Raw genomic sequence first — 16,032 nt, 5'->3', positions numbered from 1 at the left:
TACTAAATATGTGTGAATTAGTGTACAGCTAAAGAGCTAATGAACTCTGAAGTTTTCTCAGAAAAATTATTTAAACCATCCTTTTTCCTTAAAACGAGAAATGGCTTCAATTCGATTACTTACCTCAAGCTTATCAAGAATGACCGAAATATAATTCCGTACAGTACCAGGTGTAATATAAAGCTGACTCGAAATTTCCTTTGTATTTTTGCCATCAGCCATCAGTTGAATGACTTGCTTTTCACGTTCAGTTAATGGATTTTCATCACCAAACGCCATATCAACCAGCTCTGGGGCAAAAATACGTTTACCTTCCATTATGATTCGAATAGAGTTTGCCAGTTCCTCACTGGGGCTGTCTTTTAATAGATAACCACTGACACCGGCCTGTCGAGCTCGAGAAAAATACCCTGCACGGGCAAAGGTGGTTAAAATAATTACTTTACAAGGGTGCTCTTTCAGTTCTTCTGCGGCATCAAGGCCACTCTTTAATGGCATTTCTATGTCCATAATACAGATATCGGGGTTGTGTTTTTTTACTAGAGTACATGCTTCCTCACCGTTCTTGGCCATTCCTACAATTTGCATATTTTCTTCTAGATCCAGAAGAGAGCCTAGAGCCCCTAACAGCATTTGCTGGTCTTCGGCAATAACAATGCGAATCAATTACAACCCCTCCTGTTTAGTTTGTTTAATAACGTTAGGAACACGAATATGAAGCGTTGTTCCATTTGATGATGACAACTCCAGGCTGCCATTTACAAATTCAAGACGCTCTTTCATCCCTTGAAGTCCATGCCCCTTAGAACCGCTTTTCTTAGTTGAAACCCCTACGCCATTGTCTTTGACAGCAATCACTGTTTCCTTGGGGTTTTGTGTAACTGTCACGCTGCAGGAAGTAGCCTTACTGTGTTTAACCACGTTGGTTACGGCTTCCTTCAGACTCATACTTAGTACGTTTTCAACTAATAAAGGGGTGTGAGTAAGCTCTGGGTCCCCTTCAACATGAAATTCTATTTGTGCAGCTTCTAAAATCTGTTGCACACGGATCATTTCATCTTCAAGTTTGGCTCCTTTCATGTTGGAAACCATCTCTCGTACTTCTTTTAGCGCTGTCCGTGCCGTCTGGTGGATATCGTGAATTTCATTTCTTGCTGCGTCAGGTTTGGCCTCTACTAATTTACCGGCCAAATCACTTTTTAATCCTATGAGAGAAAGTTTCTGGCCTAAAGTATCATGCAGGTCCCGAGCAATGCGCTCTCTTTCCTCAATAACTCTTAATTGGGAAATACGCTTATTAGCATCCTCTAATTGACCTTCCAGCTTTAACCGCTTGTTACGGTTGTATATCGTGAAAGGAAGCAGGATCACACCGATCACACTAATAATGATAAAAGGTAATTGAGCAGATAGTACTGTGCTTTTTGTAAAAAAGACAAGTGTAGTTACCGCAATTGTAGTAACAAGATGAATGACGTATAACGTAAGAAAGCCGGCTTTACTTTTGATATTTCCGATAAAAAAGGCAATAAACAATGAAAAGTAAATGTAGCCGAAAAACATCGTCATAATCATACTGATGGCCATTTCAATGCTAACCCATAAATAAACAATTCCGCTATTTGAAATAAAAGATAGACGATAGGAAAGGAAAAATAATAGGATCATAAAAATGCCAAAAATAAATTCGACCATGGATGACGATCGGAAAATGAAAAAGAAAGGCAGTCCGCAGAAAATAATCCAAATATACGAACTTAACCCCGTGTTTTTCGGGATAATGTGATACCAATGCTGCATAACTGTCTCCTCCAGTGTTTTCAATAGAAGGTGCTTCCCACAATAGTACACCAATGATGCTCGATCTATTATACTCATGTTACTACATAGTGAGCCTTTATATAAACAACGAAAAATCCCATCCAGTACGTGGGGGATGGGATTTTCGCATGGATCTTATTTTTCTTGCAAACTAGGTTGTTTATTTGGGAGCGTATTTCCTGACTTTGGGTTTCGCAGAAGAGGTTTAACCTCTTTAAAGCTGATAAATGTTTTGTTGTTTGTATCATATAGACGAAACCGAATCGATTTCAAACTAGAAAGAAGTGTAATCGTTGTAGCTTTTTGAAGAGGAGGCGTGGCATCATGGGCCTCTTCCAATTTATAATTAGGAACTCTAGGACTTAAATGGTGAACATGGTGGAACCCGATACTCCCTGACACCCATTGCAGGATTTTCGGAAGCTTGTAGTAGGAGCTTCCGTCAACAGCTGCTTTAACAAAATCCCATTGGTCTTCTTCTTCAAAATAAGAATCTTCGAATTGGTGCTGAACATAAAACAGCCAGATTCCAAGTGTACCTGATACATAAAGGATCGGAACTTGGATGATTAGAAACGCCTGCCATCCAATTGCCCAAATTAAAAGGCTGTAAAGGATAGCTACTGATGCATTCGTTACATACGTGTTCAGTCGCTCCTTACGTTTCGCTCCTTTACGATTAAAGCGGTTTGAGATCAAGAACAGATAGATCGGTCCTAACCCAAACATCACAATTGGATTGCGGTAGAGACGATAGGCCAGTCGACCCCAGAACGTTGCGGCAACATATTCGTCTACTGTCATTACCCAAACATCACCCGTACCGCGTTTATCTAAGTTACTACTCGTTGCGTGGTGAATGGAATGATCTCGTTTCCATTTCTCGAAAGGGAACAGAGTAAGGATTCCGGTAATGGTGCCAATCACGCGATTGGCTTTTTTATTTTTAAAAAATGACTGGTGTGTACAATCATGAAAAATGATAAAGATTCTAATGACGAATACTCCGGCTATCATGGCAATCGGAATCGCCAGCCAAAGGGAGACGGCCAAACTCTGATAGGCAAGAAACCAGAGTAAGAAAAAAGGCAGGAGGGTGTTAATCAATTGACGGACTCCGGCTATCGTATCTGGTTTAGCAAAAGAGGCTACATTCTTTTTTAACTCTTTCTGTTTTTGCATACTCATGGGATTACTCCTTAGTGGTACAAACTTTTAATTATATTAATCTCCATTAATCATAGAAAAAACAAAGGAGTATTGTAAGACATAAACGTCAGGTAAGATATATGACAAATGTCATGTATAGAGAAAAAGTGTCTGCCCCTAATAGTAGGTCAGACACTTTGTAAATTTGTTTGATTTAAATGATAACTAGGAAGTACTAGCCTCTCCCTCTTTATTCGATCCCTTTTTGGAAAATATAATTGCAATAATGACAATCAGAGCCATTACACCCCAAAAAGTGATTTTCCACCATGTGTGATGGGTGAATCCTTCTGGTATCAATCCCCATTGAACATCAGGGTGACCCAAAGTATGAATAGCAAGTTTCACTCCTACCCATGCCACAATAATGAATGCGGCCTTTTCTAACACGGGATATTTCTTCATATATTTAACAACGTGGTTTGCAGCGAAACGAATGAAAGCCAGTCCAATAGCCATCCCAATGAAAACAACTAAGAACTTCCCGCCATCCATACCTCCAAATCCTGGGAGCGGTGTGTTTGGCAGGGCCACTGCGATAGCTACGGCTGCAAGAATCGAATCGATAGCAAAAGCGATATCTGTAAACTCTACTTTAGCAATAACCTTCCACAGACTTTGACTGCTATCGAAATGCGAATTGGATTTAGAATTCTCTTGATCCTCTTTCTTCTTCTGTACCACATTTTTGACACCTAAATATATTAAGTAAGCTGCCCCAATTGCTTGGATTTGCCATATATTCACCACGAAGGATATAGCAAATAAGGCCGCGAATCTAAAAATATACGCCCCGAAGATTCCATAGAATAATGCTTTTTTTCGTTTTTTCTCCGGGAGGTTTTTAACGAGCACCCCCATGACTAGGGCGTTATCAGCGGATAGCAGCCCTTCGAGAGCAATGATTACGAGAAGTGCCCATCCGTATTCAAGCCATAATTCCATTGGAAGCCACCTTTCTACTCTTTAGACATGATGAACTTTTCCCTTCTGGAAAATGGTATAAACACTCTATTAAAGAAGGAGATTTCGAATCCTGAACAGGGTCCGAATCTCCTCAATTCCATCTAAGCTGCATTGACGTCATTCTTATTATCATTTGCTTTGGTTTTCCAACCTAATAAAAATAAGAGAACAAGTAATCCTAGTATAGCGAGACCAACAATCAAGTTTGACTCAATTAATCGAATGATATTGCCGAGTACAATACCTACGACACCAAAGTCAGCATCTCCAAAGGTTGTTCCTTGGAAACCGAGGGAACCAAGTACAGGAAGTAATAATGCTGGTAAGAAACTAATCATGATACCATTTGCCATGGAACCAAAAACAGCTCCTCGCCGTCCTCCTGTTGCATTTCCGAAGACTCCCGCTGCCGCACCTGTGAAGAAGTGAGGAACCAGCCCGGGAACAATTACGCTTAACCCTAATAGTGGGAGGAATAGCATACTAATAAGTCCTGCAATAAAGCTGCATAGAAACCCAATAATCACAGCGTTTCCAGCAAAGGGAAAGATAGCCGGGGCATCAAGAGCAGGTTTAGCATTAGGGACAACTTTATCGGCAATTCCTTTAAAGGCCGGTACAATTTCCCCTAATAGCATACGAACACCAGCTAGAATAATATACACCCCTGCTGCGAAAGTAAGACCTTGCATAAAAGCAAACACAAGGAAGTTTTGCCCTCCGCTTAATTCTGTTTCAACGAATGAAGGTCCTGCAAACCCTGCAACTACGAAAAATAGGATAACCATTGTTAAGGATACGGATACTGATGTATCACGTAAGAATCCTAACGATTTTGGAACCTTAATTTCCTCTGTAGATTTAGAGTCTTTCCCTACTGATTTTCCAACAACTGCTGATACAAAATATCCAATAGAGCCGAAATGTCCAACTGCAAAATCATCAGAACCTGTCACTTTACGTGTGAAAGGCTGAAGCATAGCTGGTGAAAGCACCATTAAAGCTCCTAAAATAATGGAACCCAGAATGATTATAGAGGCTCCGGAAAATCCGCCCGTCGTTAAGATAACGGCAATTAGACATGCCATAAACATTGTATGATGTCCCGTTAGGAAGATATATTTGAAAGGACTGAATCGCGCTAAGAGAATATTAACGATCATACCGAAGAGCATAATCATTGCCGTCTCTGTTCCAAAGTTTTCTTGTGCTAGGGCGACGATTGCCTCATTATTTGGAATGACGCCTTCGACAGCGAATGCTTCATCAAACATACTGCTGAATTGACCCAGGGATTGAACGAGTACATTAGCACCTGCATTAAGAATGACGAAACCCATCACTGTTTTAAGTGTTCCTGAAACGACATCTCCTGAGTTCTTGCGTTGAACAAGCAGTCCTATTAATGCGAATAGACCGACTAGGATGGCGGGAGTACCTAAGATATCTTTCATGATTAAATCAACCATTTATAGCGCCCCTTTAGTACAAATTTGATTACAAATTGTTTTCTAATGCCTCGCGGAGTTCGTTCTTATCCATTAAGTTTTTGAGCTTGACCACATTTTTGTTTCCATCTTCAAGGCTTTCAACAATGTCCTCTGAACCTAAAAATAAGTCAGCTTGTTCCGTTTTGGCTGTTGTGAGGTCAGTATGAGATACATCAGCCTCCTTACCCATGTCTTGTAATGCTGCCTTTACGTTCATTTCAACGATCATGCTGCTTCCTAATCCATTTCCGCATACCACTAATACTTTTTTCATTTTCAAATTCCTCCTTTTATTTTTTACGCTTGAACATATTGATTGATTAACTGAATTACACTATCGCTGTCATTCGCTGCAATTAAATGATCAACATTTTCTTCATTTGATAAAACTTCTGTGAGCTGTGCTAGTGCTTTCAGATGAGTTTGGTTATCGATTGCTGCCAGTACAATAATCAACTGTGCGAAATGTTTTTCTTTTTCGGAAAAATAGACGGGTTCTTTCAGCCGAAGTAAGCTCATCCCTAAACGTTCCACACCTGTTTCTGGGCGGGCATGTGGAATTGCAATTCTTGGAGCAATTACGATATAAGGTCCTAACTCCTTTACATTTTCAATCATTGCATCAACATAATGGGAGTGTATGGAATGCTGATCAATCAATGGTTGAGCAGCAAAGGTAATTGCTTCTTCCCAATTCGCCACAGAGTCTTTAAATTGAATGGTCTGATCTGTTAATAATTCGTTGAGCATTGGTTTTCGTAACTCCTTTGTCCCGGGGGTTTTGTTATCCAATAACTGGTGTAAAGCTCTCCTAAGTCCATCTTTTTCATGTACAGTTGCATGAAGTTCTATAACATCCATTAAATGATCAGTTGAATTTTTAGGGAGACCTTTAGAATAGAAAAGCTCATTCATCCTCTGCATGACATGCTCCTTTTCCAGATTCGTCAAAATAGCTGGAACATGTATAACAGGGGTGTCCTTCGGTTTAATAAAGTTTGTAGAAAATATAATATCCGACTGATAGTGGCCTGACTGATACTCCCTCATAGAAAGCGTGGCTGTTACATCCAGTCCTGCAATTAAATTTTCTAATTGAGATTTCAGCATGTTAGAAGTACCTATCCCATTTTCACAGACTATAATGGCTTTGAATTTCGTTTCTACTTTCTTCTTTTCTTTTGTAAGCCAGCCGCCAAAGTGTAGGGTGATATAGGCGACTTCTTCGTCTGGAATTGGTTCACCGACATAATATTCTAAGTGCATCATGACACGCTTCGTTAAGTGGTAAATATCCTGGTAGTTCTCCTGAATACTATCTGCGAGCTCATTTGCAATCTGTACGCCGTATTTCAAACGATAGTAAGTTGGTTTAATATGGGAGATCAGATTCTCTTCGAGTCCTTTCCTATCGTCAAAGATCACACAGGAATAGGTTTGAAAATCCGAGATCATACGTTGAACAACGTGTCTTAGTCCCGTCATTTCTTGTTTGGTATATCTACTAAAGTCGTCATGTTGTACCTTCGACCCCAGAATGTTCATCGTAATGAAACAAACTTCATCGTCTGGGAATAATAAATTCCATAAATATTCAAGTTTTTGAGTGATAAGCAAAGAAGCTTGGTAGGCTTCTGTTTGCTTCAGGATTCCTTTTTCCTCTGGGTCTACATGGATAAAACTCTCTGACTGAATTCGTCGAGTGATAATCAAAATTTGCAGAGACAGCATTTCAACCATCTCATCTGTGAGTGTTAAACCCATTTCTTTTTCTGCCTCATACAGCAGGCTCTTTACATTGTCTCTTCGATCTGTTTTTTGAGAAGAGTCGTTAGAATCGGGCTGAACCATCTTATAAATCTCATGACGGGCATTATGCCACTCCTCATTTGAGAATATGGTCGACAAGAGATCTGAAAGTATTTTTCTCTTTACTTCCTCTGCTCCAGTCAGATGGTAGCCCTCCGCTTTTTTATAATGCAGAATTAATCCGTGCTGCTCAAACTCTTGTTTGATAATCCGAAGAGCCTTAGCTATAGTTCCCCGGCTCATCCCTGTAATTTCCATGAATGTTTTCATGGAAGCATTGTCTTCTTCTAATAAGATTTTAGCTTTAATGATGAGTTCGCGTTCAGGCTTGGATAGTTGGTATTGCCAAACATCAAAACTTTCTTCGTTAGAAATGATAATTTTGTTTTTAGAAGTTTCAGGTAGAAAAACTCCCTTGCCATGCTTATTTTCAATTGGATCCAACCCCTGGTCATCAAGCCAGCTATTTATATGATCAAGATCATAATAAATGGTTCTTTGAGACACTTTCAGTTTATCAACCAAATTTTTAGTTGGAATGGGAGTCGTGGATTGTCGAATGATGGATAACAAGTGTGCACGCCTTTTATCCAGGACCATGGAATTCTCCCCTTTACCGGTAATTTCCTATTTTAAATTTGCAAAATTATACTTTAGGTAAATAGATGATCATCGTATGCTGTTATTGTAATGCCTTTAACCCAAATATGTAAGTGATTTCATTGTTCAAAATTTGTATTAGTCAAATTTGCAAAAATGAACTCTTGAACCTTTTAGGATTATGGGGAAATATTCTTTAGAACATCTCTAAGTCAGGCATCCTATTGTGGAAGGTAGGGCGAACGATGGTGAAAAGGCCAATTTGGCCTTTTCGAAGAGTGAGCGCTGATAAACACAAGAGATAGCTCGCGTTATAACCTGGGAAAGAATACAGCTTTTTTCCTTGTGAAAAAAGGCGTATAATATAGAAATGGATTAAAGACAGAAGCGGGTGTAACGGTCATGGTTCGCAGAAATAATTTTAAAACAATAAATCCGGCATCTGGGGCAATTGTCATGGCGGTCGGGATCTTCTTGTTTGCCCCCATCAATGCTTTTCCTTTTTTACATCAAGTGCTTGGAGGGATACTTGCAGCAGGACTTGGAGTAGTAGGGATTACCATTTATCAGGGTTTGACGAGGCAGTTTTTTGATCGGCGTTTCTTGATTCCTTTTTTGAGGAACCCGATAAACTCTTTTACGATGGGAACGTGGATCGCAGGGGTATCAGTCCTATGTAATGTGATTGAGAAGTATTACCCCGCAACGATCCTTGTCGTGCAAACGATCGCAGCTGTGAACACTCTACTATGGGTCGTTTTTCTCCTAAGCTGCGCCTTAAATTTTAAAGAATTAATGGCTCGTCCTACGAAGCATGCTATTCATGGTGTTGTGCTATTATCAACAGTGGCTACCCAGTCGGTTGTCATTGCCTGGATTAACTTGTATCCTTTTATGCCGCAGTCCTTAATTAGTGTAGTGATTGGGCTTGGGTTTATTTTTTATATGTGCGGTGTAGTGTTAATTGTTGTTCGTTATGGAAATGAAGTGGAATGGACGTTAGCTGATCATTGGACGAATACGAATTGTATCATTCATGGGGCACTATCCATTACAGGCCTGGCTCTTGTCTCTGCTAATATCGGGACTTCCGTGTTTTTGATGATCTTTTGGTTAGTTGTGTTTCTCCTTCTTATTGTAGTGGAATCGGTGGAATTAATACGGGCGGTAAAGCGAATTCGCCAATTAGGCTGGAGAAAAGGTTTGTTTACGTACAATATTAGTCAATGGTCCAGAAACTTTACATTTGGTATGTTCTACGCCTTTTCTATGACGATGCATCATAATCCCCATTATATGAATGCTATGTATAATTTCCACGAGTCATTTTTAGCCATTTGGGCATGGATTGTCTTAATTGCTCTCATCATAGAAATGGTCCTCTGGGCTGATTCAAAGTGGGATATTTTTAATGAAAAAATAAAAGAAAAGGCGATTTAAACTTCCAATTATTTGACTTAGGGTCCTTATACAAGGGCCTTTTTAATATGGGTTAAACCTGAGAATAAATCTTTCTAGGTTGCAGCAGACTATAAATATCTTGAATTGTATCGTCAGTATGGTTTGGGGATAGCGACGGGAGTTTTAATCTGAACATACTCTTGAGACTCACAGTTGTGTAACGACTTGTCTTTATTGGCTAAGTTATAAGATATGTAATGGAGGGGGATTATAAGAAGGGGAATGAATGACGAGGGAGGATGCTTATGAATGGGGAAAAATTCTATTGAAAAACTATTCTGGAGTATTGCCTTGCCTGGGTTTGGTCAACTGCTAAATGGAAAATATGTAAAGGGGATTCTCTTCATAGCCCTTGAGTTTATCATTAATGTGCAAGCTAATTTTAACCAAGTGATTCTGTTAAGTTTCCGCGGCCAAATTCAACAGGCGATAGAGCAAGCCAATTACGGGTGGCTGATGTTCTATCCTTGTTTATACTTTTTTGCAATGTGGGATGCCTATAAGGATGCGGGAGGCGGCAGAACGTCCTTCTCCTTTTTCCCCTTTGTATTTGCAGCATACTTTGTTACGGTCGGATTAATGTTTTCAGGGACAAGAGTTCTAGGAGTGTTGTGGGGACCGATCTGGCTGCCTATCCTTTCTGTGGTTCCTGGAGTGACAATCGGATTTCTAATAAAAATCATAGTAAGGAAGTGGGTGGGTAGTGAATAATATCCACCCTTTTGTCATGTGAAAAGCCAATCTCCCAAGCAGGAAGATTGGCTCGTTAATTGTTATAGAGGCCGGTCATCGAATTCATAATGAACGGGTCCGGGTGCTACCTCGGCATTTTCCAGTGCGGGTGTATTTGGCCGAGCAATTTGATAAACAGCGGCGCCGACAATTTCCGTTGTTTCTTTAAGTTTTTCTTTACTAATTTTATCTAAAGTATCTTGTGGAGAATGATACCATGGTTCAAGTGGTGCATGAATGAATAGAGCTGCTGGAATCCCACGCTGGAAGAATGGAACATGGTCGCTTCGTCCGAGCTGGCCGTATTCCACGACTTCTGCAACTCTGGCTCCGGCTGCAGCGCCTAAGTCTGTAACAAGGTTCTTCTGTCCATCAGGTGTAAACATGATTAAGTCGCCTGCATCACGGCTTCCCACCATATCCATTTGGAACTGGGCTACCGTGCGATCGACTTCTTCTTGACTAAGGGAATTCGCATAGTGATAAGAACCGACAAGGCCCTTTTCCTCCGCTCCGAATGTCATAAAACGAAGTTCTGTGTCTGTTGGCGTTTTAGCCATAATTTTGGCAAGTTCTAAAACGGCGGATACACCTGATGCATCATCATTGGCTCCCGGCCCGCCTGCTACAGAGTCATGGTGTGACCCGATCATCACAATCTGGCCGTTATCTTTTTTCTTATGAGGTTCTTTCGTTGCAATCACATTGTATGACGTTTTATCGATCGTTCCTGCATTTTTCACAGTTAAGGTTGTGGTTACCTGTTCCGTTTTCAACCTTTCGACAAGTTTGAGACCTGCTTCCCGGGTAATCGCGACAGCTGGGATGTCTTGTTCATCATAAGTATAGCCGAAGTGGTTCCCTGATTGGTTCTCGCCATTAAACATGATGACACCGACAGCACCTTTATCCATTACATTTTGTACTTTGTCATAAAAAGTATAAGATCCTCTTTCGATTAACGCTATTTTCCCCTCGACATCGCTTCCCACTTCTTCAGAAGACCCTAAACCTACATACTCAAGAGGGGCTTGTACACTGGCATTTACAGAACCATTGAACGTATGAGGATCACCTGAAAACGCCTGATCGTTAAATGAGAGAGTGGAGGTGCCTCCATCCCATTCTTGGAATGTAAAAGGCTGTAATTCCGTATCGTATCCATAACTCTCGAATTCATTCTTAATGTATTGAACAGCTTTATATTCGCCCTGTGTGCCTGCTTCGCGTGGGTTTTCCGAAAGTAAGGCAATATGGTTGTACATTCGGTCCGCATCAATTTTTTTAATCACCTTGTTGTCAAAAGCGTGATCAGCATTCTCGTTGGGTGTGTGGTTATCAGCAGTTGCCGTTAAAGGTACTGAACTTGCTACCAGCCCGGCAGCTAATACAAACGTAAGTATTTTTCGTGACACCGTAACTCCTCCTTTATGTAATGGAACATCTATTACTGTCATTATTCCATTTTTTCAAAATTTGGCAAATCCATGAAAAGAGAGGGTTCAGCCTGGACGTGTGTAATTTTTCCTAAATTTGGTTGTAGAGGTTCATAAGGATATGTCGAATAGGTAAGACAATAGATTTGGAAAACTTTACATAATAGAAGCGGGAACGAAGATGATGTTACTTATGGATCATTTTTGTGGTTAAGGACAAGTTAAGAAAAAGAGGTTGGGACAAAAGTATTTTTATCAATTGAAAATCCGAACGTAAGTAAAACTGTAATTGGTGCATATAACCGCTGCGAAAATATACTTCGCTTTCCGCGGCCCCAAACGACGTGGGGTCGTTCGACGTTGGCACAGGACGTGCCGAACTTAGTCGAACTTCCTTTTACTGCCTTCTTGTGCTGACGCACTGCGAGGTCTCACCTAGGTCTTTCCTCCCGCGGGATTCTCCGTATATTTTCTCCGCTTAAACAGCACTTCGTTCGTCTTTTTACTTTAGATATTCAATTATGTCCCAGCCTCTTCTTTTGAATTTTTGATTCATCATCAAGAAATTTACATCTGGTAAACCCAATCACAATTCTCAATCATGGCTTCATCATGGGTCACCATAATGGCAGCGATGTTACGTTTCCTTGTTTCATTAGCAAGCAAGTTGACGACTGATTTCCCTCGATCACGGTCGAGGCTTGCGGTCGGTTCATCTGCCAGAATAAGGTTAGGCTGGTTCATCAAAGCACGAGCGATAGCGACTCTCTGTTGTTCTCCTCCTGATAGCTGCTCAGGGTAATGACTGCTGCGGTCGGTTAATCCAAGGTGTGCCAGCAAGTCTTCCGCATATTTTGTGATTTGATTTTTCTGATGAATGAGTTTTCCAATGAGCTGCAGTTGCTCTTCCACGGTAAGGAAAGGAACTAAGTTCGCACCTTGAAAAATAAAGCCAATTTCCTCAAGGCGCAAATTGGTTTGTTCCTTTTTTGAAAGGTAATGGACATTTCGCCCGTTTAATCTCACTTCGCCGGCTGTGGGGTTTGTTAACGCTCCTATGATCGACAACAGTGTACTTTTACCAGATCCCGACGGTCCTAAAATGGCCCCGAATTCACCTGGCTTCACACTCATAGACACATCATCCAATACTGTAATGGTTTCGCTTCCCTGTTCATATTTCTTATTTATATTCTCCAGTTCTAAGATGTTCTTCATATTATTTCACACTCCCGATAGCTTCTAGCGGATCAACGGAAACGATGCTTCTAAAGGATAAAAGAGATCCAATCCAAGCCATTATTAAAATGAGTCCACTATTGAACAAAATCATTCCAACCGACAACTCAAACGGTACGCCGCCTGGGATAACTACGGTTAACCCATAGGTAAGAGCGACACCTGCAGCAATTCCAAGCACTGACAATAAAGATATTTGAGCAAAAAGTGCACCAAGCAGGATTCGTACTTTAGTTCCGATCGCTTTCAGCACACCGTATTGATGAAGCTTCTGCAAGGTCATCACATAGAAAAAGGTGGCAAGGACGATAGCTGCAATGATGAGTAAAAATGTTACCATCATCGTCAATGATCCTTGTTCAGCTGAATAGCCAGGGACATTAGATAGGATATCTCCTTTTTGGACAACGTCGAGTGATGAGGGAGGATCGATGGCTGTATCCTTTTCTGAAAACAAGACTGCCTGATACGTGTCGGTTAGTGAATGCCAGGTGTTTAATCCCGTGATCAGTGCGGGTGTATGTCCGTAGCTGTATCGTTCGTCCGTAAAGCCTTTCACTGTCCAGGTTGTGTCGTTGTAACGGAATGAATCACCTATCGTTAGTCCCTGTTGCTTGAGGCTGGGGTCTGCCAGCACTTCGTAGGGTTCTAAATGAGCAACATCGTTGGATGCGGGCATGAATTTACTCGATTGATCGAAGGCAAATAAGCTGATGTTCAAAGGTTCACCATTGTGCGTAATTTCGACCATCTGCATGCCGAGCGGGGAACCACCTTGAATGGCTTCAACATCCGCTTCGGTCAGTTGTGATCGTTCCAGCTGGTGTTTGTCATCAGCCTCAACCACATAAGTCTCAGTTGGCATATTTTTTATGGCTGAGGCATTATCGACAGCCAGGCCATTGGCAAGTCCTGAGATCGAGAGAACAAGGGCTGTAATAAGCGTAATAATGCCGATAATTAATACATATCTGAGTTTCGCATAGCGCATTTCTTTCCATGCTAGAAACATAAAAAAGTCACCTTCCTTTTCATAACTTCTCTTTTATCATAAAAGAGAAGTATGAACGGAAGATGAACAAGTCATTAAGGAAGGGTCACAGTAATAAACGTTCCTTTATGAAGGAGGCTTTTGACTGTAATGTCACCATCATGTAGGGTGATAATCTGTTTCACAATGGACAGGCCGAGTCCACTGCTGTCTTTTTCCTGGCTGCGTGATGCATCAGCTTTATAAAAGCGATCAAACATTTTTTCTTGATCTTCAGGCGAGATACCTATGCCGTTATCTTCAATGGTAAATTGAAGTACTTCTTTATACTTGGTTAAGGTCATCGTTATTTCGCCTGCTTCTGATGTGTACTTGATGCTGTTTGTTAAAAGGTTTTCGAAGGCCTGGTAAAGCAATTCTTCGTTCCCGTTGTAAGACACATCGTCAGCCTCAATACTGACGGCGATCCCTTTGGATTCCCACAGCCACCGTGTTTGCTTTAGTAGTTGCTGCAATAATGGAGCTGCCTTGAAAGATTCATGCTGATCGATGCTCGTATCTTTATCTAGCGCAGCCAGTGTGAGCAGCTGTCTGCTCAATTTCGACAGCCGTGTGCTTTCCGACTCGATGATCTGTAAGTAATGATCTCGATCTTCCGCTGATAGAGAGGACGAGCGCAGTAATTTCGCATAGCCTTTCATGGATGAAAGGGGCGTACGGATTTCATGCGAAACATTTGAGACAAACTCCTGACGCATATTTTCTACACGTTTTAGCTTGCGGCTCATAGAGTTAAACGATTTCGCAAGAGTGCCAATCTCATCTTTACGATTCTGCTTTAATTGAATTGAATACTGTCCGTTTGCAATCTTCTCCGTCGCATCCGTTAAGTTTTTCATAGGACGAACAATGTAACGGGTACTGAACAACACAAGAATCATACTCAACAGAATCGTAAATACGAGCAGCACGGCAAGTAATATGTGAATTTCATTGAACTGCTGCTCAATGTCCGGTCTCATAAATAAAGCATGCCTCTCACCATTGATCTCGACCGGCACCCCAATGCTGTTCGTTAATTCGTTAGAAAAAAATCCAGTAACGAAGGTTTGGCCAGGATAATTCTCCATCCCGTGGTACGTTTCTCCGCTGAGAACCTTGTTAACAGCTTGAGCAGATAGCGATTGATCACGAAAAGGAGCTCCGTAAAAGGTGCCGCTCCCTTCTCCATCCGTTAAATAAAATTGGTAGCTGAGTTCAGCGGTTTGTTTAAAAAAGGTATCTGGTCCCAAATTAGTATCGTTGTAAAGCTGAACAATGTCTTTTGCAATTTCAGTGTTTTTAGCGTCATTGGCAGGCTTGAGAATCTGCTGGTAGTAAATGTTTGCCCCGATAAAGGCGATCACACTGCTTACCACCATAATAACTAACGTAACAACGACAATTCGTAAGTATAATGTCTTCATTTTACGATTCCTCCAACTTGTAGCCAACTCCACGAACCGTTTTGATCGAAAAGTCATCAGAGTCTTTGAATCTTTGACGCAGTCGTTTGATGTGGACATCAACGGTGCGGTCGTCCCCTGCAAATTCAAGTCCCCAAACCTTTTCGATGAGCTCTTCTCTTGTAAAGGTTCGGTTCGGAAAGCTTGCGAGTTGATAAAGGAGTTCAAACTCTTTCAGAGGGAGTACGGTAATCTTTGAACCTTGTTTTACCTCATAGGAACGTTTGTCGAGTTTTGTTCGGTTTAGCTCAATCACTTTTGAACTGACGCGGTTAAATCTTCTAAGAATGGCTTGTACACGAAAAAGCAGCTCATCCTCTTCAAACGGTTTTACCATATAATCATCTGTACCTGCTTTATAGCTTTTCGCTTTATCATCAAGACTGTCCTTCGCTGTCAAAATAATGATCGGAATATCATAAACCTCTCTGATCTCTTTTGACAGTTGAAAGCCGTCTTTATTCGGCATCATCAAATCAACGATGGCTAAATCGATCTTATGGTTCTCGAGCTTGAAGGAGGCATCTGCTCCATCAGCCGCTTCAAGAACGTTGTATCCATTCTGTTCTAAGTGTACGTGTACAAGTTTACGCAAATGGGGGTCGTCGTCAACGACGAGTATTTTGATCATCGAATCACCTCAATTCTTAAAGCCCAGCTGTTACGTAGATTATATCAGAGCTTGTCATGCCGTTTCACTCTTCCTTTTATTAACTCATTAAATAGATAGGGACTTTGGCCGATATAAGAGATAACATAGATACAATAGGAGG

Annotated in this window: 14 protein-coding genes; 2 read left to right on the top strand and 12 right to left on the bottom strand. The window is 41.0% G+C overall.

The features are described from left to right. Window positions 1-66 precede the first annotated feature (66 nt). The 7 genes from B5354_RS11815 to B5354_RS11785 form a co-directional block, all read right to left on the bottom strand. Complete coding sequence (locus B5354_RS11815; RefSeq protein WP_079528972.1) at window positions 67-666, bottom strand: response regulator transcription factor; 600 nt, start codon at window positions 664-666, stop codon at window positions 67-69. After that, on the bottom strand, window positions 667-1,800 hold the full coding sequence (locus B5354_RS11810) for a sensor histidine kinase (protein WP_079528971.1): 1,134 nt from the start codon (window positions 1,798-1,800) through the stop codon (window positions 667-669). Between the two features lie 156 nt (window positions 1,801-1,956). Continuing rightward, window positions 1,957-3,009 (bottom strand): Delta(5) desaturase DesA, encoded by a 1,053-nt coding sequence (gene desA / locus B5354_RS11805; RefSeq protein ID WP_079528970.1) that lies wholly within the window; start codon window positions 3,007-3,009, stop codon window positions 1,957-1,959. Window positions 3,010-3,195: 186 nt separating this feature from the next. Further along, a complete protein-coding gene (locus B5354_RS11800) occupies window positions 3,196-3,975 on the bottom strand; it encodes a TerC family protein (protein WP_079528969.1) in 780 nt (259 codons plus the stop codon). A gap of 122 nt (window positions 3,976-4,097) precedes the next feature. After that, window positions 4,098-5,465: a PTS ascorbate transporter subunit IIC gene (locus B5354_RS11795; protein WP_079528968.1), complete on the bottom strand. Its 1,368-nt coding sequence runs from the start codon at window positions 5,463-5,465 to the stop codon at window positions 4,098-4,100. Between the two features lie 28 nt (window positions 5,466-5,493). Then, entirely contained in the window at window positions 5,494-5,760 is a 267-nt protein-coding gene (locus tag B5354_RS11790) for a PTS sugar transporter subunit IIB (protein ID WP_079528967.1), read from the bottom strand. Between the two features lie 23 nt (window positions 5,761-5,783). Beyond that, a complete protein-coding gene (locus tag B5354_RS11785; RefSeq protein WP_079528966.1) occupies window positions 5,784-7,895 on the bottom strand; it encodes a BglG family transcription antiterminator in 2,112 nt (703 codons plus the stop codon). Window positions 7,896-8,297: 402 nt separating this feature from the next. On the opposite strand from B5354_RS11785, the gene B5354_RS11780 reads away from it, so the two are divergent. Then, window positions 8,298-9,335 (top strand): TDT family transporter, encoded by a 1,038-nt coding sequence (locus tag B5354_RS11780; protein WP_079528965.1) that lies wholly within the window; start codon window positions 8,298-8,300, stop codon window positions 9,333-9,335. A gap of 270 nt (window positions 9,336-9,605) precedes the next feature. Beyond that, the gene (locus tag B5354_RS11775; RefSeq protein ID WP_079528964.1) at window positions 9,606-10,067 is read left to right on the top strand and encodes a hypothetical protein; all 462 of its coding nucleotides are present in this window, start codon (window positions 9,606-9,608) and stop codon (window positions 10,065-10,067) included. 62 nt (window positions 10,068-10,129) lie between these two features. On the opposite strand, the gene B5354_RS11770 is transcribed toward B5354_RS11775, so the two are convergent. The 5 genes from B5354_RS11770 to B5354_RS11750 all read right to left on the bottom strand — a co-directional run bounded on the left by B5354_RS11770 (window position 10,130) and on the right by B5354_RS11750 (window position 15,890). Continuing rightward, window positions 10,130-11,503: a M28 family peptidase gene (locus B5354_RS11770; RefSeq protein WP_079528963.1), complete on the bottom strand. Its 1,374-nt coding sequence runs from the start codon at window positions 11,501-11,503 to the stop codon at window positions 10,130-10,132. A gap of 588 nt (window positions 11,504-12,091) precedes the next feature. After that, window positions 12,092-12,742, bottom strand: a complete 651-nt coding sequence (locus B5354_RS11765) for an ABC transporter ATP-binding protein (protein ID WP_079528962.1) — start codon at window positions 12,740-12,742, stop codon at window positions 12,092-12,094. A 1-nt stretch (window position 12,743) separates the two neighbouring features. Further along, window positions 12,744-13,775, bottom strand: coding sequence for an ABC transporter permease (locus B5354_RS11760; protein WP_079528961.1), 1,032 nt, complete (start codon window positions 13,773-13,775; stop codon window positions 12,744-12,746). A 74-nt stretch (window positions 13,776-13,849) separates the two neighbouring features. After that, window positions 13,850-15,220, bottom strand: a complete 1,371-nt coding sequence (locus B5354_RS11755; protein WP_079528960.1) for a sensor histidine kinase — start codon at window positions 15,218-15,220, stop codon at window positions 13,850-13,852. A gap of 1 nt (window position 15,221) precedes the next feature. After that, the gene (locus tag B5354_RS11750) at window positions 15,222-15,890 is read right to left on the bottom strand and encodes a response regulator transcription factor (protein ID WP_079528959.1); all 669 of its coding nucleotides are present in this window, start codon (window positions 15,888-15,890) and stop codon (window positions 15,222-15,224) included. Window positions 15,891-16,032: the final 142 nt, after the last annotated feature.

It is taken from the genome of Halobacillus hunanensis, from assembly GCF_900166655.1.
Taxonomy (GTDB): Bacteria; Bacillota; Bacilli; order Bacillales; family Halobacillaceae; genus Halobacillus_A; species Halobacillus_A hunanensis.
This window is presented reverse-complemented; position numbering and strand designations above follow the sequence as displayed.